The 22,406-nt window shown below is 35.4% G+C and carries 18 protein-coding genes; 16 read left to right on the top strand and 2 right to left on the bottom strand.

The window, feature by feature from the left end; all coding sequences use genetic code 11:
- Positions 1-69 precede the first annotated feature (69 nt).
- Positions 70-3,681, top strand: coding sequence for a hypothetical protein (locus KIK00_RS07590; RefSeq protein ID WP_255815947.1), 3,612 nt, complete (start codon positions 70-72; stop codon positions 3,679-3,681).
- 105 nt (positions 3,682-3,786) lie between these two features.
- The gene (locus tag KIK00_RS07585) at positions 3,787-4,695 is read left to right on the top strand and encodes a hypothetical protein (RefSeq protein WP_255815946.1); all 909 of its coding nucleotides are present in this window, start codon (positions 3,787-3,789) and stop codon (positions 4,693-4,695) included.
- A 74-nt stretch (positions 4,696-4,769) separates the two neighbouring features.
- On the opposite strand, the gene KIK00_RS07580 is transcribed toward KIK00_RS07585, so the two are convergent.
- Positions 4,770-5,432: a S24 family peptidase gene (locus tag KIK00_RS07580; protein ID WP_255815945.1), complete on the bottom strand. Its 663-nt coding sequence runs from the start codon at positions 5,430-5,432 to the stop codon at positions 4,770-4,772.
- Positions 5,433-6,200: 768 nt separating this feature from the next.
- Here KIK00_RS07580 and KIK00_RS07575 point away from each other — a divergent pair.
- The 14 genes from KIK00_RS07575 to KIK00_RS07510 all read left to right on the top strand — a co-directional run bounded on the left by KIK00_RS07575 (position 6,201) and on the right by KIK00_RS07510 (position 22,082).
- Positions 6,201-6,359, top strand: coding sequence for a hypothetical protein (locus KIK00_RS07575; RefSeq protein WP_156106583.1), 159 nt, complete (start codon positions 6,201-6,203; stop codon positions 6,357-6,359).
- Positions 6,360-6,744: 385 nt separating this feature from the next.
- A complete protein-coding gene (locus KIK00_RS07570; protein WP_156118455.1) occupies positions 6,745-6,912 on the top strand; it encodes a hypothetical protein in 168 nt (55 codons plus the stop codon).
- 60 nt (positions 6,913-6,972) lie between these two features.
- Positions 6,973-7,353, top strand: a complete 381-nt coding sequence (locus KIK00_RS07565) for a hypothetical protein (protein ID WP_255815944.1) — start codon at positions 6,973-6,975, stop codon at positions 7,351-7,353.
- Between the two features lie 307 nt (positions 7,354-7,660).
- A complete protein-coding gene (locus KIK00_RS07560; protein ID WP_255815943.1) occupies positions 7,661-10,741 on the top strand; it encodes a hypothetical protein in 3,081 nt (1,026 codons plus the stop codon).
- Entirely contained in the window at positions 10,659-11,711 is a 1,053-nt protein-coding gene (locus tag KIK00_RS07555) for a hypothetical protein (protein WP_255815942.1), read from the top strand. The genes KIK00_RS07560 and KIK00_RS07555 overlap by 83 nt, the downstream gene beginning before the upstream one ends.
- Positions 11,708-12,844 (top strand): hypothetical protein, encoded by a 1,137-nt coding sequence (locus KIK00_RS07550; RefSeq protein WP_255815941.1) that lies wholly within the window; start codon positions 11,708-11,710, stop codon positions 12,842-12,844. Before KIK00_RS07555 ends, KIK00_RS07550 begins: the two co-directional genes overlap by 4 nt.
- 181 nt (positions 12,845-13,025) lie before the next feature.
- Entirely contained in the window at positions 13,026-13,433 is a 408-nt protein-coding gene (locus KIK00_RS07545; RefSeq protein ID WP_255815940.1) for a 5-fold beta-flower protein, read from the top strand.
- A gap of 406 nt (positions 13,434-13,839) precedes the next feature.
- Positions 13,840-14,697 (top strand): hypothetical protein, encoded by an 858-nt coding sequence (locus KIK00_RS07540; protein ID WP_255815939.1) that lies wholly within the window; start codon positions 13,840-13,842, stop codon positions 14,695-14,697.
- Between the two features lie 74 nt (positions 14,698-14,771).
- The gene (locus KIK00_RS07535) at positions 14,772-15,635 is read left to right on the top strand and encodes a hypothetical protein (RefSeq protein WP_255815938.1); all 864 of its coding nucleotides are present in this window, start codon (positions 14,772-14,774) and stop codon (positions 15,633-15,635) included.
- A 340-nt stretch (positions 15,636-15,975) separates the two neighbouring features.
- Entirely contained in the window at positions 15,976-17,829 is a 1,854-nt protein-coding gene (locus KIK00_RS07530) for a hypothetical protein (protein WP_255815937.1), read from the top strand.
- Between the two features lie 432 nt (positions 17,830-18,261).
- Positions 18,262-18,999 (top strand): hypothetical protein, encoded by a 738-nt coding sequence (locus KIK00_RS07525; protein ID WP_255815936.1) that lies wholly within the window; start codon positions 18,262-18,264, stop codon positions 18,997-18,999.
- A 672-nt stretch (positions 19,000-19,671) separates the two neighbouring features.
- On the top strand, positions 19,672-20,988 hold the full coding sequence (locus tag KIK00_RS07520) for an ATP-binding protein (RefSeq protein ID WP_255815935.1): 1,317 nt from the start codon (positions 19,672-19,674) through the stop codon (positions 20,986-20,988).
- Positions 20,989-21,075: 87 nt separating this feature from the next.
- On the top strand, positions 21,076-21,645 hold the full coding sequence (locus KIK00_RS07515) for a hypothetical protein (protein WP_255815934.1): 570 nt from the start codon (positions 21,076-21,078) through the stop codon (positions 21,643-21,645).
- Entirely contained in the window at positions 21,642-22,082 is a 441-nt protein-coding gene (locus tag KIK00_RS07510; RefSeq protein WP_255815933.1) for a lysozyme, read from the top strand. Before KIK00_RS07515 ends, KIK00_RS07510 begins: the two co-directional genes overlap by 4 nt.
- A gap of 122 nt (positions 22,083-22,204) precedes the next feature.
- Here KIK00_RS07510 and KIK00_RS07505 read toward each other — a convergent pair whose 3' ends face one another.
- The gene (locus KIK00_RS07505) at positions 22,205-22,387 is read right to left on the bottom strand and encodes a hypothetical protein (protein ID WP_255815932.1); all 183 of its coding nucleotides are present in this window, start codon (positions 22,385-22,387) and stop codon (positions 22,205-22,207) included.
- Positions 22,388-22,406: the final 19 nt, after the last annotated feature.

The following is a 22,406-nucleotide window of genomic DNA, read 5'->3' as shown; positions in this document are numbered from 1 at the left end:
TCATAGACAGTTTGAATTGTCTATGAAGTTTATTAAAAGACCTTAATAAATCATTAAAAATGAACAATAATGAATAATCAATTAAGTAATATAACAGTTCAATATCGAAAGTTCAGTAAAGGACAGTATCTGGAAGATCCTGATCAGTTCAATGAGTTTCTGGACTCCTTCGAAGATCAGGACCGTTTGTCCAGAGTATTGCTGCAGGGGGTAGGTGTTGTATGTGGTCTCAAACCAAAACTTATTTATAAAAACAGACTGTTAGACAGCATAGAGCTTTCCCAGGGAGCCGCCATTACAACTGATGGAGATTTACTAACCCTGAGTAATACCAGCAAGACGAGTGAAGACTTGTACATGAGCGATCTGAAGACAGTTGATCTGGAAAATAAAAAGTTCACCCATTTTAAAGTATATGATAATTTTAAAATAAAATACCCGTCCTTTTACGAAGGAAGCGAGCAGATTGAACTATGGGAATTGGCAACAGCTCAGGAAGCAAGATCTGATTTTCAACCTGTTAATAATCTTACAAATTTAGAAGACAAATACCTGCTGCTGTATTTAGAGGATTATGAAAAAGAAGTTAAACCTTGTAGAGGTGTTGACTGTGATAATCATGGAATACAACAAATCAGAAACCTTAAAGTATTAGTTACTACAGCAAGAGGGATCACTCATATTCTTGGAGAAGATGGTTTTACTCCACCTGACCCCGTAACAGGTGAGGTTAAACTCAAAAGAAAAGATCGTCTTCAGCCTCATCCTTTGTTTATAGAAGATATCATGGAACCTGTGAAGCAAAACAGGGTTATTTTAGAGCAGTTTGTTTCAGACAAAAAATTGAGTGCTTCTGATTTAAAAAATATATATATCAAGGCTCTGGATAAAACTGATTTTGGGAAGGTTGCTTTTGAAAGAATGGAAGCAATCGGTAAAATAGTAGGGATTCCAACAGCTAATTATGATACGTTTAAAGCATCATTTACAAGAATTTTTAATCAGGACTCGGGTTTTCAGTATGCTTACGATGTTGTAAAAGATTTAATGGATACCTATTCTGAAATTGTAGAATTGCTTCCTAAAGCATTTACTAGATGCCTTCCGGATTTTGTTTCTTTTCCTAAACACATCATGCTTGGGAAATTAATATCAGATATCCAATTGGATTTCTCAAGACATCAGTTTTATAATTCGCCTGCTTTGGATGATGAAAAAGCGACTCAAAAAGTTAAAACCTTAATTAATCGTTTTAATCAGCAAGTGGGAAATTTTGATCCTGATACTATTATTAAAAATAAAGAACGGGTTAAAATTACTCCATCGCAAAAATTAAATCCTCTTGGCAATAAGGCAGTTCCTTTTTACTATCATGTTACAGAAGAATTTTTAAAAACATGGAGTTTTGATAAGACAAGCAATCGGTCATCCGGCAATAATCTGACATTTGATACTGATTGGGTGTTAATAGGAAACTCCGAACAAGTAAGTCCTTTAAATCTCAATATAGATAACTATCCGTTTTATAATATAGAAGGCCATCAGGGGATGGATTACCAGGCTGCCTTTGAACAGATAAAAGAAATCAAGGATAAGCAGCAGCTGGGATTTGATATTATGCTCTTGTCTTTAGAAGAATTAAAAGGAAATAAAGATCTGTCAAAAGCATATTTCAATGAATATATAGAAAAAAATTCTGGATTGGAACATAAACGGGGCGTAAAACGTGGTGGCACTTTTATTCTGGTTTATGATTCTGTAAGAAATCCAAAAGTTATTGCAGACTTTTCACTTCCATACATCTGTTGTACTCCAAAAGCGATCATCAAATTAAGTTTGCCAACTTCTGTTATCTGTGCTGAATCCGGCCCAATACCTTTTACAGTATCCCCTATGAATGGAGTTGTGAAAGCAAGTATCGGGGATGGCGTGAAATTTGTCAATGGACAATACATCTTCGATCCGAAGGCTGTGGAAGAACAGTTCTATGGCCAGGAAATTACATTTACTGTGAATGGGAAACCTACAGATTGCAGCATTAAGGTGATTTCAGAACCGGATGTAAAAGTAGAAGTCGTTGAACCTGTCATTTATCCTGGAGGAGATTCAACAGCAACAATAGTAAACATTAAAGTTTCCGGAGCAAACTTTGCAGACTATACGTACAGCTGGGATTTCCTTGGGACTGACGTTTGGGTTCCTATAAAGCCGGATGTAAATGGATTTGTGAGCTATAAATACCTCAATCTGGATCTTAAAAATATTCCGGCAATAAGAGTAAAAGTAGATGGCAGCGGATGTATCCAGGATGTTATAATAAGAGACTGGTACGATGCTCCGGTTCGGTTAAGTTTAGCAACGGATATTATTTGTTCTGTATCCGATTCTATACCTTTTATTGATCTATTCCCTACGGATGGGATTGTGAAAGCCAGTGCTGGTGCTGAAGCCAGTGTTGTATCCAGCAATGGGAGCTATTCCTTCAATCCAAATGCAGTGAATTCTGCTTTGTATGGTCAATACATTACATTTACTGTAAACGATAAATCCACAAACTGCCGTATTAAGGTTATTCCGCCGCCTAAAGTTAATATTAATTATACTGTTGATTATCCAAGTAATGGTTCAACAGAAACCACAATAAACATTGACGTTTCCGGACCATATTTTACAGAATATATGTACGAATGGGATTTCCTGGGTACTGGACAGTTTACTCCTCCCAAACCTATAAATGGTAAAATAAGTTATAAATATTCTAACCTGGATCCGAAAAATATTCCGGTGATAGGAGTGAAGGTGACTGGAGGAGGATGCTCTCAATACACTGCTATAAGAGACTGGTATGATGCTCCGGTTCAATTAAGTTTGCCGGTGGGTACAATTTGTTCTGAATCCGGTTCTATACCTTTTAACGTGGTACCAAACAATGGAGTTGTAGCAGCTAGTGCTGGTGCTGAAGCTAGTGTTGTATCCGGTGCAGGGGGATATTCCTTCAATCCGAACCTGGTGAATCCTGCGTTACACGGTCAGGTAATTACCTTTACTGTAAACGGAAAACAAACCAACTGCAGTATTAAGGTTATTTCGACGCCAAACATTGGAATATCTGTTAAGTCTGTTGATTATCCGGCAGGTAATTCAAATGAAACAAAAGTAAACTTTGTCGTTTCAGGGTCAGGCTTTACAAACTATACTTACAGTGTAGATGGTAACACGCTTTCTCAGCCGGATGCTAATGGAAATATGAGTTATACCTTGATGAATGTAGATCCAAAAAATATCCCGGTGATCAATGTGACGGTGAGTAACGGAGAGTGTACCCAAACCATTACGATAAGAGATTGGTATGTTGCGATCAAAAAGATAGACTTATCAGGTAGTGTAAACTGCTGTCCTGCCACTCTGCCGATTATTAAAGCTGATGCCGGAGCGAAAGATCTGAGGTTTTCTTTATCACTAGGGAGATTTGGACTAAAAGGATCAGGTGATGGAGCGCCGGTACTTCTATACTTCTGGAGCAAACTAGAAGGCCCGAATGTGAGGCTTATTAATGACCCTGCTAACGGGGAACTGATAGTTGAAGATTTAATTGCTGGTAACTATAAATTCCAGCTTCTGGTTAAGGATGCTAATAGTGATGCATTTAGTATTGATACAACAACTGTAACAGTGTATTGAGATTAAACCTAATCTGATATCATGGGGTGTTTTTTTCTTTAGAATGATTTCAACACCCCTTCGATAATAATAAAAATATAATATTAACAATAAAAACATAATATAATGGCAGCAGCAAAATGTGATGTTTCATTCAAAATAGGATATGAATCTTCATTGCCAATAACAGAGGCGACTGTGACTTATTTAAATCCGCCGGGACCTACCCATGATATAAAACAATTGCTTGCAACTGGTGATACAATAAAGCTTAATGATATTCAAAATGATATTCAAGCTCCGGGCACATACGAATTGGAAGTGAAACTGGCTGTAGGTGAAATTGTTACTAAGAGAGATTTTTTTCTGAACGTTGGGAGGTGTAACTCTTCTTCTACTTGTTATGTTCCTAAAATCTATGATATAAAAGTGCTGGATGATGGCCAGATCGTAATGAATTACTGGGTTGATGATACCACCAATCTTGCAACATTGGAATATCAGATAGCAAAAGATCCTGATTTTACAGACGTTATTTATTCAAAAGTGGGCTTTAGTGATACTGCATACACCCAATTTGAAAATATTGATATGAAAAATGGAAAAATTCCTGATAATACTAAGTTATATATAAGAATAAGAAAGTATTGTAAGCCGGATGGAATTTCGGATTGGTCAGATGTTGTTCAGTTTGATTCTAAAGAATGGAGTAGTGCAATAGAAGCCTACTGCTTGTCTGGTATAGATGATCTGAACCCAGACCCTCTTTGTAATGGGACAGACCCTGCCTGGAAGACGAAAGTAATTTTGAAACCCTCTTCAGCAGATATAGGAACTTTGATTTACTTGACTAATGGTATGCTTGCAACACCTACAAATATAAAAGAATTTGAACCAAATGCACCCGAAAGCTTCAAAAGAAGTGGGATCAGATGGATAAGATTCCTAAGTTCATATTTTAACCCAAGTGTCATTTATCGGGTAGATCCGGAAAATGCGACAATAATAGGTATTGAAGAAAAAGTAAGCTGTTAGAATATCTTATTATGATGGGCCGGAATGCCCCAATAAAATCCTCAAGCAATTGAGGATTTTATTCACTCAGGCAGTTATCTTCTGTTGTTTTTACGTCTTGTACTTATAATATTGAAAAGCTTCGCAACATCCTTCAGATGGATTTCGAAATCTTCATAATATTCATTCAGAGAATGAAGGGTGATAATTCCTCTTTCCACATCATGGTTGACGATTCGCTTCACCAAAATTCCTTTCTCTTTGTGAACGATTACAAAATCCCATTTGTCATAATGCAGCTTACTCATCCAGTAATCCTGTCTGATGTTTCTGCATAAGATAATGTCACCTTCCAGGTAGCTTTCGTACGATCCGTTATCCATACTGTCTCCTTTCACTTCAAAGCACATGTATTCACCCCGGTGCTCTACATCGTCCGTAAAAGGAATAGTAGGTAAGCTTTCTATATATTCTTCATCAGCAAAATTACTCAGATAACCGGCTTGTGCATATTGATTCGCCAGTGGAACATGCATAATCTTCAAATCTGAAAAAACAACCGGAGATGCACTGTCATCATTGAGTTCCTGTTGCTTTAATAGTAAATTGGTTACAAAATAAGCCGTCGTTTCCGGTATCTTTCGTTCGCCTTTTTCCCAATATTGCACGGCTCTGGTGCCTACTCCTATAGATTTTGCTATATCAGCCTGCTTCATGTTTAGTTTCTTTCTGATTTCTTTGAATTCTAAATAGTTCATTTTGATATGTTTATAGTTATTTGTAAAAAAAAATGAACAAAATGTTCGTTTTTGTTTTGAAAAACGAACAATGTTCGTATATTTGTTTCGTCATTATGATAGAACAATGCAAATGTACAAAATTATATTTAGAATTTAATATTTTTTTAATATTTGAAAATGTTATTTTTTGTTTGTAATCATCTGTAATTAAAAAAGTTAGATGTTTGTTTTATACCCAATTTATTTAAAATGTAAATATTTTTCTTTTTTATTTTATCCGGTGTTAATTAAAATAAGAAAAACTTTCAATAATCTTTAAAATGTAAAAAGTGCGTTTTTTATATTAATTTATTTGAATTTTGTTCGTTTTGTTGTTGTTTGATTGATGATAAAAATGCGTTTGCTTTTTGATTGACATCTAAATAAAGCAATCATTTTGCTCTTTGCTTTTCCTGAAAATAAAAAATAACCCCAAAATGTAAAATAACACTACTGTTCAGCATATAAAATATCGATTAATTATAGTTGTCAGTAAAGCTGCTAATGCATCCGAAGGGCAAATGAAATTTAAAATAAAGAAGTCAGGGTAAGATTTTATTGGGAAATACCTGATACCGACTTCTGAAACAACAAAATTAAATAATTGAATTAGACATCTTTTTAAAAGGCGGAACATTCGCCTTTAGGGTTTCTTATGACTCAATGAAACGGTCAATGTGTAAGAAATAGGAAGCCTGTCTGATTCGGAAAAAACTTTTTAACCAAAAAAACTTTTAACCATAGAATATGAAACGTAGTAAAGAATTAGTCGAAAAAAGAAAAGATTTTGTCATTGATTATGTAAAACGTAATCAGGATAAACAAATGAAAGTGATTGTCAATGAGCTGATGGAAATGTTGTTTCTGTCTGAAAGAACAATATATAACATTATTCTTCAGCCATAGTGTATGATCACGGAAGAAAGCTCAGTCCTTACCATTTAATATAATGTTGTAATGTGAATATCAGTAAGATAATGTTTGTAGATAGTGTGTAATCATAATTCATGTCTTGAAATTATTCATTCTAAAAAGATAGAAAAGGATTCAAAGTTATTGCTAGATCCTTAACAGCCCATCATCAGATTAAAGGGCTGCTCTGATATCTTTCTCAAATTTAAATTATAGGTAAAATATTAAGGTGAAAAACGGTTTTTGCTTTTTAGTTCTATTGTTTTAAATGAAACATGAATTTTAAAAAGAAACCGTTTGGCCTTAGTGTATTGGAAGGGAAATCAATTTTAAAAAAACTAAAAAATCAATTATTCATTTAATTAAAATTCTAGTAGCCATGAAAAAAAAAGAAAAGAAAAAAAAGAAAAAAGATAAGGAAAAACTAAAGAAACCAGGCAGAGATATCAGTGATATTATTGACGAGCTGGCCTATGCGGATGAGAGCGAAAATATCCGGAAAATCAGAAAATTTTTAGATGATATGTACATCCTGTCTCAGGAATAATTAAACATCTGAAAGTTGTTTGAAAATTAAAATTTTTAATAAATAATAGAGAAGAAAAGAATGAATTTGGATAGTATAAAAGCCCTGTTAATCGGAACTGCAATAGCATTTTCAGGAGGGTTATTAAGGGTACTGGTCTCCATACAAAATAAAGAGAAAAAACAGCCATGGGAACATTTTATCACATTGGTAATTGTAGTAATCGTAGGCTTTACGATGAGCTATTTAATGAACAGAGCAGAATTGCATGACAAATGGTATTCAACAGGAGTACTGTTTGTACTGGGATATGGTTATGATAAATTCCTGAAAATGATCACTAATAATCTGCCTAATTGGATTGATAAAGCAGTGAACCTTCTTATCGAAAACCGATATGGTGGCAGCAATACAGACAGATCATCTGATGAGGAAGAAGAAAAGAAAGATGATATGAAATAATAAAAAGATTCTGAAACAGTCTTTACCGTAATGACAGAATCAATCACTCGAAAAGAGGTTTTATCCTGAAAAAGAGTGTGTTTAAAACTTAAAAAACCTGAAAATTCAAAAACAAGAGAACAAACAAGGAAATGGTTCAGTGTTGCCTGTTTCTCAAAGTCAAATGCCATTTCTATTTACTTACATTCTTAAAGAATCTACCCCAATTGGGACGATTTTTCCAACCCGGCAGGCACCCTATCAGGCACAATATTTTAGTTGTGCCTATAGGTCTTTTAAAACAATATGAAACTAAAAAACTAAGTCAATGAAAGCAGCAAAACCTGTAGAAAAAGACAATAAGGCCCATAAAAACCAGAGCAAAAAGCAAAAGCCGAAGGATCCGGTAGTTGTACCTCAGTCTGAGGTAGATGTGACCGGTATACAAACACAAAAATCCGGAAATCGTGGCATTACTGCCGGATCAGGAGGTCCTAATGATAGTATGCTCAACCTCAATGGTACCATTGCGGGTGTTCATGATTCCCGAAACATTTATGGTCAGGGATCAGAAAGAAATTATGGAAAGCTCCAGGAGAGTCTGGCAAAAACCGGTGATATTAATCATCCCGACACCAAGAAAATTGAAAAAGGCTATATGTCTACTTTGAATGACAATCAAATACAAGATTATCATAAACTCAAATCGGGAACCTATCTGCCCAAAACAGTACAAGAACAAGCTGTAGTTTATCATGAGAGTAAGAGCAATCCTGAAGTAAAAGCGGGTACAAAGATGGCAGGAAAAGCCGGATCCAAGAAACCGGAAGTTGCTGTTGTAGAAAAACCTCAGTCAGACACTGCAGATAAAACGGTGGAGGCTGATGCTGAAACTAAAACTTCTGCAAATGCCACAGACAATCCCGGATTTATAGAATTGAGCGGACGGATTAGTGCTACAGCTCAGGTGCAAAAACGTCATGAACCTGCAAAAAAATCATCGGAAGATGCACAGGCCGCAGCACCATCACCAGCCAATGAGCGTGAAAGTATGGCACAGGCCAGTCAGGTAGACACGATGGATGCACAGAAACCGGGTACATTCAGTAAAGAAGATTTTAAAGCCTTACTGAAAGCCAAAATTGAAGGCATTCAACTTCCGAAGGATGAGGCCGCAGCTGATGAGTTTGAGAAAAACAATAATATACAGGAGGTGAATCAGAGGGCAATGGGCGATGTTAAAAATGAAAAAAATGCAGCTTCAAATGATATTGCTACCACAACGGCTGCAAAACCTAATACTGCTGCACAGCCGGTTCGTTCTGTTGCAAAAATGCCGACACCTGATGTAGGAAAAGCTCCGGGTACCCCAAATGTAGCCAAAGCAATGCCTTCTAAAAGAGATGCAACAGGGGTGGAAAATCCTATACAAGAACAAACTGCTGGTATTGACAATGAAATGAAAGCTCATGGAGTTACTGATAATATGCTGGCCAATTCCAACGAACCTTCATTTACAAATGCTTTGGACGAAAAGAACAAAGCTCAAACGCAAAGTACTGCTGCCACACAGAAGTTTAGACAAACAGAAGAAAAAGAATTGTCTAAAACCAAGAATCAGGCACAGGCACAGGCGGTTCACCATATCACCGGTATGCACAGTGCCCGTAAAGGAGGGCTAGGCAATGCGCATGGTGAGCAAAAACAAACTGCTACAAAAGACAGTCAGAAACGTAAAGAAATTGCTGATCATATTAATAGCATTTATCTTAACTCTAAGAACGAGGTAGATACCATTTTAAATAGTTTGGATAAAACAGTAGCATCCAAATTTGATACAGGAAGTAAAGCAGCTAAAAAAGCATTTGAAGATCATATTGAAAAAAATATGCGTGCCTATAAATTGAAGCGCTATGGTGATGCAGCTAAAAGTTATGGTGCTTTAGCGGCTGCAGGTTTATGGATTTGGGACAAAGTCACCGGATTGCCTAAAGAGGTCAATGCTTATTTCAAAAGCGGTAAAGAGGTGTATATTAAAACCATGGACCGCTATATTGATGATATTGCAACCCATGTTACCAACCAGCTTAATGCTGCTAAGGGTAAAATTGCCAAAGGCAAAAAAGACGTACAGACATATGTTAACAGCTTATCACCAAGTTTACGCAAGATAGGAAAAGAAGCAATTGCTGATATCCAAAGTAAATTCAACGCCCTGGAAGAAAGTGTAAACAACAAAAAGGAGGTATTAATTGATGTGCTCGCTAAAAAATATGCCGAAAATGTGGCTGAAATTGATGCCAGAATCGAAACATTGAAATCGCAGAACAGCGGATGGGTCAACAAAGCATTGGGAGCATTGAGCGGGGTATTTGCCTTTATCATTGAAATTAAAAACACACTTACCAATTTATTGGCTGGCGTTGTAGATGCAATCCAGGCAATCATCGCAGATCCAATAGGATTCTTTAAAAACCTTATTGCCGGAGTTTCACAAGGGTTTACCAATTTCGGGAACAATATCTGGACCCACCTTAAAACCGGTTTCTTCGGCTGGTTAACCGGAGCGATGAAAGGTATTTCTATAACGATGCCGGAAGATGTATTCTCATTAAAAGGAATTTTCTCCATTACAACACAGGTGCTTGGTTTGACATGGAGTGGTATTAGAGCTATCGGTTCTAAAGTGGTAGGAGAACCTGTAATGAAAGTTCTTGAAACAAGCTTTGAAATGGTACAGATTGTTCGCAAAGAAGGTGTTGCCGGACTTTGGGAGCACTTGAAAGATCAGTTTGCAGATCTGAAAGAAACCGTTATGGATGCCATTATGGATATCATCCAGACACAGGTAATCCAGGCAGGGATTAAATGGATCATGGGATTAATGACTCCGGTGGGAGCCTTTATTAAAGCCGCTATGGCTATTATAGATGTGGTGAAATTCTTCATTCAGCGTGCAGCACAAATCATGGAACTGGTAAAAGCCTTCACTGATAGTATAAAAGCAATCGCCAGCGGAAATGTAGGTGCAGTAGCCAAAGCCATAGAAAATGCATTAGGTAAAGCTGTTCCTGTACTGATTGGCTTCTTAGCTTCATTGCTCGGAATTGGCGGTTTAGCAGATAAGGTTGTGGGTGTGATACGCAAAATACGTGAGCGTATTGTGAAGGCTATTACTAAGTTCTGGACTTTTGTAAAGAGTAAGGCTAAAGGTTTGCTTGGAAAAATTGGAATTGGTGGCAAGAAAGGAAAAGATAAAAAGGAAAAAAAAGCAGAAGACCAGCGTACTACAGCTGAAAAGGACAAAGATTTAAGAGGTGGTCTGAATGCAGCCAAAGAATATGCTAAAAAAAACTCAAGATGCCGAAAAAATAAGAAAAAAGCTACCGGAAATAGAAGAACAATATGACATGAAATCTCTTAAGATGGTTGTTGACGGACAAAATGAGAATGTAAAAACAATACATTTTGAAGGAAAAGTAAACCCTGAAGGAAAGACCGAAAAAATTGATATTAAAGCAGAGTCTTTTGGAGAACTAGTTGTGGGAAAACATCCGCTACAAGGAAAAGATAGAGAATCACACCATGTGCCCGAGAATAAATTTATGGATAGAATAAAGGAATTTTATGGTCATATTGGAAGAAAGATAAATGAAAAAGAAGAACCTAATAAGGATAAATACTTTCAAGATATAGCCGATAAGCTTTTGCAAAGAGAAGCTGATATAAAGGTTAATTTCCCCGGCCACGGAAATAACTTATCAGCAATTTTAATGCATAAAGATACACATAGAGAATCTGATAAGGCTGTTCATAGTCAAGAACTACAAAAAGATGTTACTAGAAATATAGAGAAGTATTCTTTAGAAAATAGGCAAATTATAATTATGGGTTATGATGGCGTAAAGAATGCCAAACGAGCTCAGATGTGGAAATCACATTGGGATAATTTTATTAAAGAGGCATATCTGCTATTAAAACGTGGTCATATTGATATAAATAGTTTTGTAGAGGAAAATAAAGGTAGTTTTGTTATAAAATCACAAGATAATAAAGCAGGAGCGTTTGATGTGATTTCAAAAGATGCTACTGATCAAATTCAAGAATTATTTGATAAATTTGCTGGAAATAGTAAAAATAATAGAGAATTTAATAGAGAATTACAGCAAGAAAAAAGAAAGATCTTATCAGATGTTAATGATATCACAATGAAAAGTTATCAGGATGGTTTAGTTGTTGGCCTACAAACAGTAGCCACAGCCCTTAATAAAAGTGATAAAGATGGAGATAAATCTGAACATTTAAAAGCATTAAATAAATTGGAATCAATAGCAAAACAAATATGGGAAAATCATATTGTTAAAAAAATTAATTTATGAAACTAAACAAAATACACCAGGATTTAAAAGAATTGTATGAGGGTAAAGAAAGATTAGATACAATTTTAGGCGTTGAATTTAGTCATCAGGAAGAAGTTAAAATTTATACCAAGATCTTAGAGATAGGGCAATGGTATGTAGCTCCTTTTTCTTTTGAAAGGTATGATAGCTATGCTATTAAATTAACACCAAATAAAAATTTGCTAGATTCTCCTGTTTATTTAAGAAACCGGTGGGACCATTATTTGTTTTCAAATAACTTAGCTAATTTTTTATCTTTTGGGCAGTTAAGAATGTTGGATACTGCTGACTTTATCCAATACATTTTAGATGATTGGCAATTATTGGAGGAACTTTCATTACCGTTTAGAGAATATACTAATAGTTTAGATTCTTTGAAGTTTTTAAAAGAATATCTACATAATGAGGATAAATTGAAATATCTAAAAAATCCTTCCGAATTTTACCCTAACGTATACTTGGATTTTTGGAATCATTATTATGATACTCCACAGCAAAGAGGATACGTTAAGTTGATGCAATTGATGATGGAAAAAGAATCTTACCTTCCAGATTTTGAAATAAAAGATTATGGCATCTGGAATATCAGAGTTTATAATGCTTTATCTCAAAGGGCTTATTCACATTCGTTGTTTGACTTAAATGAACAAAAAAAATCTAATTTTTACTGGCAAAGTTTTATTCAGGCACATGGTTTTGATGCAATGAGGTATGTTTTAGATATTCTACCAGAATTTAGTGCTAATAGTGATTCACAAATGACTACTACAATTGGTTTTGCGAATCCTGATAGAATTTATCAATTTCCAAAAAAAATGCAAGATCATCCATTATTTTTGCCATTAGAGAGAATAATTAAATCCTCAAAGTCATATAATGGAGATGCGCATATAGAGGCCGCTAAAGCTATAGATGAAGAATTAAATGATCCTGTTATGGCTTGGGATGCTTTAGTCAGTGCAGGATATTGGAATGGAGTAAATTTTGGAAGTCCCAATATGAATGCATGGAAAGCAGCTATTGATTTATCTGAGAAGCATGGCTGGACAGAGATTAATGAGGTTTTAATAGATCAATTAGAATTTTATAATCAATATAAAGATAAATTTTAAAAAAATTATTTAATAGCTTAAAGCGAAACTTTTAGAAAAGTTTCGCTTTTTCTTTTAATAAAACTCACTCTTCAGCAAATATAAATGACAGTTTTATTTTAATGATCCAACATAAAAGAATAATCAATACTTTTGAATACATCAAATAAACCAAAGTTAATAATCCATTAAAATCTTAAATATGAAAAAAACACTATTCTTTTGTTCCCTGCTCTTTGGTATTTCTGTAGGTGCCCAAACTATAGAATCCGGAAGCCACAGTACCACAGGATATATTAAAAGTGACGGAACCATAGAAAACAGCAGCCACTCCACTGTGGGATACATTAAAAATGATGGTACTGTTGAAAATAAAAGCCGAAGCACTATTGGGTACATCAAAAGTGACGGAACTATCGAAAACAAGAGCCACTCTACTGTGGGCTATGTGAAAGAAGACGGAACTGTAGAAAACAGCAGCCATTCCACCATTGGTTACATCAAAGATGACGGAACGGTAGAAAATAGTAGCCGCAGCACTATCGGGTATGCAAAAGGAGTTAAAAAAGAGTGGGCGGCGGTAGTGTATTTCTTCTTTAAACTGGATTGAGCATCAATTATGTGAAAATAAATTAGCATTAAGCATATAAGCTGAAAAGGCTCGGATTTTTATAATCTGAGCTTTTTTTATTATAGATACAGACCAGGTTTTATTAAATAAAAATGCTGCCCTGATTATTTTACTTATTCGGAAAAGAAAGGCTACTGCAACTACAGAATAGCGGGGCCAAAAAACTTTCACAGGAACAAAAAAAGTATGAATTTTGGACAATGAAACTTAAGAAGTCATCATCCGGTTTCTTACAAGTAAACGTTACTGCACATACAGCGTAACGAGGCTAAAATCCTTTTCCAGGGATAAAAAAGGATGAATTCAGAACTTTAAAACATAACATAAATTATCATTGAAACCAAAGTGTAATTATGCCCGGAAGCATAACTTATAAAAAAGTATTATGGAGGAAAATAAACTAACAACCAGAGACCAGTTAAAAATCTATTTTGAAACAGGGAAATACCCTACAGAAAGTCAGTTTGCGGATTTAATAGATTCTTTAAGACTTAGAGAAGATGTCTTTACCAAAAGAGAACTGGCCATTTTTGCCAATAATTTAGCAGCTATTGACAACTTATACGTTAATTTTTTAGCAAATAATGTCGGAAATCTAAAATTTTCAATAGTGGTAAGCACGAATGATGAACCGGATCAGGTGATCTCATCTACTGATTTCAGAAGCTTTTTAGATAAACGTTATATTATAGGCAGTGCACCTTATACGATAAAAGTAAAAGAAATCGTAGAAGGTGATTTGGGAGAAACGGAATATTATAATCTGGCTTATCAATTAAATCAGACCTATACCATTTACAGATTATTCGGAAATAATCTGAATGCAGTTTCTGCTGGTTTTGACTTTGGAGAGGTGGAAAGTATCGGCTTACCCATACAAATCACAAAAGGAGCCTATGGAAAAAAAATAAACATTTTAAACACTAATGTTAAGTTCATTAATAAAACGGAAGTACCTATCCAATATAGAATAGAAGCCGTTGGATGGGGCGATCAGTATAGAGCTGAAGATACCGTTACTGATCATTATGATTTGGGAGATTATTTGACCTTCTTTTATAAGGCAGACCTTACAAAAATTAATCAACACATAAAGTGTGAAGTTTATAATGCCGAAAATGATACCCTTTTGACGACAGGTTATTTATCAGCAGGACAAAACCAGAATTCTGTGAATGGCGGCCAGATCAATGAGGTCAGAAATGTAAGAATCGAATGCAGCTATTATGAGAATGTAAAATAGTAAAAGCTAAAAAGATGATTTTTTGAACTCTAGGCAGAACATGCAGAGAAATGAAAACCAAAGAATAAAATATCATGGAAGAAAATAAACTAACCCCAAGAGCCCAATTAAAAACTTATTTTGAAACAGGTAAACATCCCACACAAAACCAATTCTCGGATCTGATAGATTCTCTAAGACATAAGGAAGATGTTCAGACAAAAAGAGAATTGGTAGCCTTTGTTAATCGTATGGCATATATTGATAATGCATTTGTTTACTATTCTGCAAACAACGTTGGAGACTTGGAAATGCAGATTGTGATCACTTCGCATGATGAAGAAGATCAGGTAATCACAATCAGAGATTCTACCAAAGTAGGTACAATAAGACAGTTCTTATTAGGTAGTGGCCCTTATACTATCACAATAGAAAAAATAACAGGAGGCAGTAATTTAAAAGAAACCGAATACTATAGTTTTGGTTATCAATTAGGTGATAACTATTACGTTCGTAAATTATTTGGAAACAATCTGCCTGTAATTCCTGATGGGTATGACTTCGGGGAACTGAAGAATTATAACGTACCCATAGACATTCATAAAGAAGATATTCAGCAAAAAATAAATATTGTCAATACAAATATTAAGTTTATCAATAAAACTGAAATACCTATCCAATATAGAGCATACTCGCAATATTGGGGTGATAAATACAAAACTGAAGACTCTATTACCGATCATTATGATGTATGGGACTTCTTGTATATTTATTATAATGCAGATCTTCGGGCAATCAATCAATCCATACAATGTAATGTGTATGATGCGGATCATGACACGCTTTTAACAACTGGAATCTTAAACGCCGGGCAAAGCCAGGAGACCTGGTGGGGTGGTCAGGTAGAAAAAGTCAGAAATATAAGAATCGAATGTAATTATTCTGTAGATGAAAAATAATAACAAAGTTGAAAAAATTTACAGAAATGAAAAAAGATTGGTCTTAAGCTTTAAAGTATAAAAAGCCATCGATTGGCAACAGATGGTTGCTAATGAAGACACTCAAGAGATCTTATCCCCGCATTACTCCACAAAGGAATACTTAAATATTCATTTTCGGATCAGAACCATATAAAGACAAGAACGTTGAAAAAATACAACGTCAGATGTACAATAAGATTGCAAATCCTGCAATTAAAGGACTGATTATGCAATAGTACTATATTACTCAGGCATCACCAAATTTTATAGATGATACAATTCTATAATTCTAAAACAAAAAATCACTAAAATAAAATATATGTCAATACCATTAAAAACAATATACAGTTACTTCGAAACAGGTGACTTTCCGACTCAGGAGCAATTTCGGGAAGCATGGTCTTCATTCTGGCACAAAGATGAGTCTATTCTTCCATCCAATGTTGCAACTGTGGATGAGCCGGGAAACGTTTCTCCGTTAGGAAATGTTTATACCAAAAATCAGACTGATAACATGTTTATGTCTCACGGAGATTATACAGATAATAACGGAAATATCTTAGCTGAGAAAATACAAGCACTGGGCTTAACCACAATTGTTGAAGCTGTAGAAACCACAATTTCAGAATTTGCAGGCAATTCAGATTCATATAAGTTTGAAAATAATGATTTCATTGCCATTCGGATAAGTGAAGAGAATTATTCACTTTATATGTTCAAAGGAGGTGAAAAGAAAGATAAGAAAAATTATCTGCCAACCGGCATTGCCAATGTTACCATAGGAATGGTGGAAGGGCTCCAGACCGCTTTGAATGAAAAAATGAATAGGCCTGGTAATAATGGTAATTTCTTTATTCGAGGTCTGGGAGAGACTTCAAATTTCGCTTCAATAGCTCCTGCCACGAATTATTTACTTCACTGGGACGGCAGTGATTTCCGGGAATCTAATGTTTATTATAATACAGGAAAACTTGGTATAGATACAACTTCACCCACAGAAATGCTTCAGTTAAATAACGGAAGAGTGAGAAGTAAAGCTTATGTTTTGGATGAAAATAATGAGACCTTAGCAAATCAGATTACGGCTTACAATAGACGGTTATTATTTACAGATAACGGAGGGGTGAAAAAAACAGTTTTAACTGTAGAAGATTTTGCTTCCGAGTTTTTAAAATTGCCATCACTGTTAACACTGGCTCAGAAAGAAAAATTTGGAACAGACTGGAATAATCAGTATTCTAATGGAAGTCTGAATGTGTATAGTATAACACCTACTGTTATCAAAAATGATCATGTAGTTAGCTATCTTGTGTTACAGGGATTGAATTTAAATATAAATCCGGCGTCCACTTCCATACGATTCATACCCGTTGCCAATGCTGTTGGAGTGGGCGAAATAGATTGTTTAGGCTTTCAGACAATCGCCAGTGGCCAATCTATGATTGTTTCTGTCTATGGAGATTCATTACAAGCAGGAACTCAATATAATCTGGTTATAAGAACATCTTCTCCAATGCCGCAGGTTCACAGAACTACCAGCTCAATCAATGTAGCAGGTACTATTGATAGTATTGATGTTAGTAATCTAAAATGGGAGACGAAAACCTATACAAGCGGACAGGAGGGCAGCGTATTTACAACTAATGGCGGAATGTTTGCGTACAATTCCAATGTAAATAATAAAGCTTATGCTTATGAACCCAATGTGATAGTAGGTGCAGCTAAAAGCGACGTAATTTTTGGGGCAAATACGAACTTTTATTTAGAAATGAATATATCTCTTTCGATGACTGGGATTGGAGTTACTGAAGTAAATGATTTTTATGGGTATCTGGGATTGCTTCAAAATAATACTGCTCTGGCGCTGGCAGATAATTCCTTTTTTAGAGTGATAAATTCGAGTTTCAGAAGCGGGGGATATCAATCTATGGTAGTTTGGAACAATATAATGTCCACTGCAACAAAAATAGAACCTGGTGCAATAATGCTAAATGCAAATATTGTTATTATGAGACAAGGGAATGTATATACCCAATTTCTTACGGTAGGTAGTACAACCAGAATTCAATCCATAACATCTACTACAGAAGCCATCTCTCTGTCGCTTGCAGTATCCAATGGAACAACCCAAAAATCTATTAATTGCTCAATCGTTCAGGCATTTATGTTTTAGGATAGTCCAATACCATCAGATACAATATGAAATTCTTTCGAAACCGGATTTTCTAATCCAGTAACGGTTTCACTTTCAAACAAATTCCGTGGAAGCGGAAGTAAAGATTGACTGGAGGAAATGAAGACAGGTGAGTGGTGGATGAAGTAACAATTCTTCTGATAAAAAATAAGACTTACTGTAACTACAGAATAGGCAGGGTGAAAAACTTTAATAATAGGAAAAAAAAGATCAATTTTGGGTTTTGTGTTAAGTGGGTAACTTTTTGATTGTGAGGTGGATAGAATTCGCTGCAACTACAGGATAAAGAGAGTGAAAAACTTTTGTATGAACAAAAAAAGAATCAATTTTGAACTGTACGTCACAACTGGTAATCAGCTCCGGAAAGCAGTTATACTAAGAACATAAGCCAATAAAGAAAACTAAAATATCATGGAAGAAAACAATATATTAACCCCAAGAGAGGAGCTGAAAACCTACTTTGAAACGGGTAAATATCCTACAGAAAGCCAGTTTGGCAGATTCATAGATAATTATCTCCATTTAAATGAGCTTAATTTCGGCCTGGATGTAAAAGCATCAGCAGACTGGACAGCGAAATACTATCATTTCTATCGAGCAGGAAACATTGAAAAATCAGGACGGGGGCATATCAACCTGGAAGCTGAATCCGGAAGCGAACCACAGCAAATAGATAATTATGTACATACTTTCAGCAGAAGTGTAAGTTATAAATATCTGAAGGTAAAATTATCAAACGAATTGGATATTGATAAATACAAGCCTAAGATTATTATAAAACGTTACAAACAGAAAAAAAAGATCAAGAACGGATTCAAAGATGCTGGTTTTTACAGGGAACAGCTATTAGATGCAATATCCTGGGGTAGAATGTCCGAATACCCTGTAACGTCTAAAGAAATGCTTCTGGATATTAATCCTATTAATTATTTCAAACCTGGATCACAGCTCAATGAGTTTTATCCATCGGGTACACTTACCAGACCTGGTTCATTCAGACATACAGTTCATCACAGAAAACCATTTTCTCTTATTCAGATGTTTCTGGAAATTGAGATAAATGGAAAAAAATATACATCGTATCCCGTTAATATAAAAATTATTTTGGGACGGGACTTTTACGATTTGGTTAATTACATTATTGATTAATCACAAACATACCTCAATCGGAGAGATACTCTTTGGCAGGACACCTTTTAGCGTCTGAAATCCAGGAATTTTCTGATGTATAAGCATTAGAATCTCCTCCTGGAAGCAGAATGGCAGGTCTTCGGATCTTTTGTTCTCTTTCAAACGCAGATTGATTCTTTAAAAAGAAGGACTCCAGTGATGGAGCGACTTTCCAAAAGCAGCAGCTGTGTCAGCTGTGGAGAGACGCTCGAATGTGAGCTACTTTCCGGTTGAGGTTTTCTTTAAGCCAACTACGAAATACAATGTAACCATCCTTGAGATATTGCACAATATTTAAAAACATATAAAACATAAACATACCTCAATCGGAGAGATTCTCATTGGCAGGACACCTTTTAGCGTCTGAAATCCCGGAATTTTCTGATGTATAAGCATTAGAATCTCCTCCTGGAAGCAGAATGGCAGGTCTTCGGATCTCTTATTCTCTTTCAAACGCAGATTGATTCTTTAAAAAGAAGGACTCCAATGAAGGAGCGACTTTCCAAAAGCAGCAGCTGTGTCAGCTGTGGAGAAACACTCGAATGTGAGCTACTTTCCGGTTGAGGTTTCTTGAAATCAACCACAGGATAAGTGGAAGCATCTTAAAAGTAAAATGATGCAGTACACCAGATCTTAAAAAGATAAAAACCAATGGAGTCAGAACAATTACAAAAATTATTTACTCATTTAGAAAAGGTTATTACATGGCGTATAAATAATCCTTCAGAGGATTTTAATATAGGAGCCCCTGAATTTAATACCAGTAACCATGAAAATTTTCAATTAGGAGATTATATTTCAGGGAAAGAGCTTGCCCATCAGGAAGTTGTGATTCTTTTAATGGCTTTATTGCCACGATTGGATCCATCATTGCTGAAACGCATTTATCTGGAATTTCCGGGCGGTGCGCTGTTTGACTTCTGTTCAACCAACGATAGTGGCAGGCTCTTTTATCCTACAGTTCAGGCTGCTCAATACGTTTTAGGAGGGGATAGTATTTCAGAACGATTAAAAGCACTGGATTATTTCGGCCCGAATTCGGTTTTGAGTAAAGAAGAACTCATTATTTTTTCAGGTTCAGCTCACGAACAGGCATCAATGAACAGCCAGATAAGTGTTCATGAAGAAGCTTTTAATAAGATCATTTTTGGCTTGGAATTATTACCGAAAATGAGCAATGATTTTCCGGCAGAACAAATACTCACACGCCGATCATGGACAGATTTGATACTTCCTCAAGCTACGTTGCAGGAGCTTAAAAGTATTGAGGCCTGGTACAATAGCAGCCAGATTCTTATGGAAGATTGGGACATGCAGACAAAACTTAAACCAGGGTTCAGAGTGTTGTTTCATGGAGAACCGGGAACAGGAAAAACTCTTGCAGCCAGTCTTTTAGGAAAATACACCCAACGTCCTGTTTTCAGAGTGGATGTTTCTATGCTGGTCTCAAAGTACATTGGAGAAACAGAAAAACAATTGGCCAAACTGTTCGATAAAGCAGAAAATAAAAACTGGATTTTATTTTTTGATGAAGCAGATGCTATTTTCGGAAAAAGAACCTCTGTAAAAGATGCTCATGACAAATACGCCAATCAGGAAGTTTCTTATTTGCTGCAACGCATAGAAACATTTTCAGGGCTTATTATTCTGGCATCCAACTTTAAAAATAATATGGATAAAGCCTTTACGCGACGCTTTCATAGCTGCATACAATTCAATAATCCAAAGCATGAAGAGCGTCTGCGTATCTGGCAGCAAAATTTACCCGAACAATTAGAACTTGAAGGTATTGATCTGGAACAAATTGCCCAACGATATGAATTAACCGGTTCTAATATTATGAATATCATACAGGATGTAAGTTTAAAAACAATTGCATCAAAAGAACCTGGCTACAAAGTAAGTTTAGACGTGTTACTGGATAGCATCAAAAAAGAGTACGTAAAAGAAGATAAAATATTTATGTAAGAATTTGAATTCCAGTTGGGCTTTCTGGGATTGTAGAATTCAAGAAATCAGAGCTATAAGCCTGTTTAATTTTTAAAACTAAAATTAATGAAAACAAAGATTCTGTTATTGATCATATTGAGCAGCCTCATGTTGGGCTGCCGGAGTAAACACAAAATTACAGCCACTTATAAAGAAAATACAAAAAAAACAGAAAAAGTAAAAGCTGATTCTTTAAGCCTACAAAGCTCACAATCAAATCAAAGTATATCAGGTAATGTGTCGCTGAAGGAAGAAAGAAATGAAATATCCGGAGATCTCCTGATTAAGGGAAAATCTGATGTATCTAATCCCTTTGTTTTCCATAACGTGGTAGGGCGAGATACCATTCAAAGAATTTCCATCATGGGAAATGCAGAATATTCCATCAGCAACCATTATGCAAAGGCCAAGCATGAAAAATCAGAAGTTAAAAAAGAAGAAATTACTCATGTTACTCATGATTTAACCCAGAAAACGAGTTCAAAAGAAATGATCAAAGAAGTGGCTTCAAAAGTCTCTGAAGAAACAAAGAAAATTCAATCAAATGGGTTTGAAATTCTGGCCTGGATTTTCATTACGATTATTGGAATCACTTTAATACTCATCTTTTTCACCTACAAATATTTTAAGACATGAAAACATCACAAAAAGGAATAAACCTGATTGTATCATTTGAAGGCTTCAGTTCAAAACCCTATCTGGATTCTGCAGGAATTCCGACAATAGGGTATGGTAACACTTACTATCCGGGAGGAAAGAAGGTAACCATGAAAGATCCTGCAATCAGCAAAGAAAAAGGGATAGAGCTATTTTCATCTGTTCTACCAACTTATGAAAAAATCGTCAACAGTAAAATTAAATTGATTCTTACTCAAAATCAATTTGATGCTCTTGTATCTCACACTTACAATACAGGTGGATCTGACACTTTGTTTTCTTTGATTAATAAAAAAGCAGATGAGAAAGCAATCAGAAACTGGTTTACAGAGAAATACATTACTGCCGCCGGAAAAACGTTAAACGGACTCATCCGCAGAAGAAAGGCTGAAGCCGATCTGTTCTTTTCTAAATAAGCAATTCCCACCTGATAGTGGGGAGTTTAAACGATATATTAATCACTGGAAATAAATCTCCAAAGTCAGGTGATTTCACAAAGCGGCCTACCTTGTTCCGGCTTCAAAACTGCTCATACAGTTCAAATTTCACGCAAAGATTCTATAGTATCCCTGTAATATTTTGAGATAGCAAAAGTGGAATCAGCTTCATTGATTCTTTCTAAGTGAACGTATAGCCATATAGCTTTATCTGTAACGATATGGCTTTCTTCGCTCCCTTTAAAATACCACGCAATAGAAATAATCTTCAGGCCTTTCTCCAATTATCAATTTTATCAAAAC

Source organism: Chryseobacterium sp. MA9 (genome assembly GCF_024399315.1).
Classification (GTDB): domain Bacteria; phylum Bacteroidota; class Bacteroidia; order Flavobacteriales; family Weeksellaceae; genus Chryseobacterium.
The sequence above is the reverse complement of the archived record's forward strand: the minus strand, read 5'-3'. Positions and strand labels throughout refer to the sequence as shown.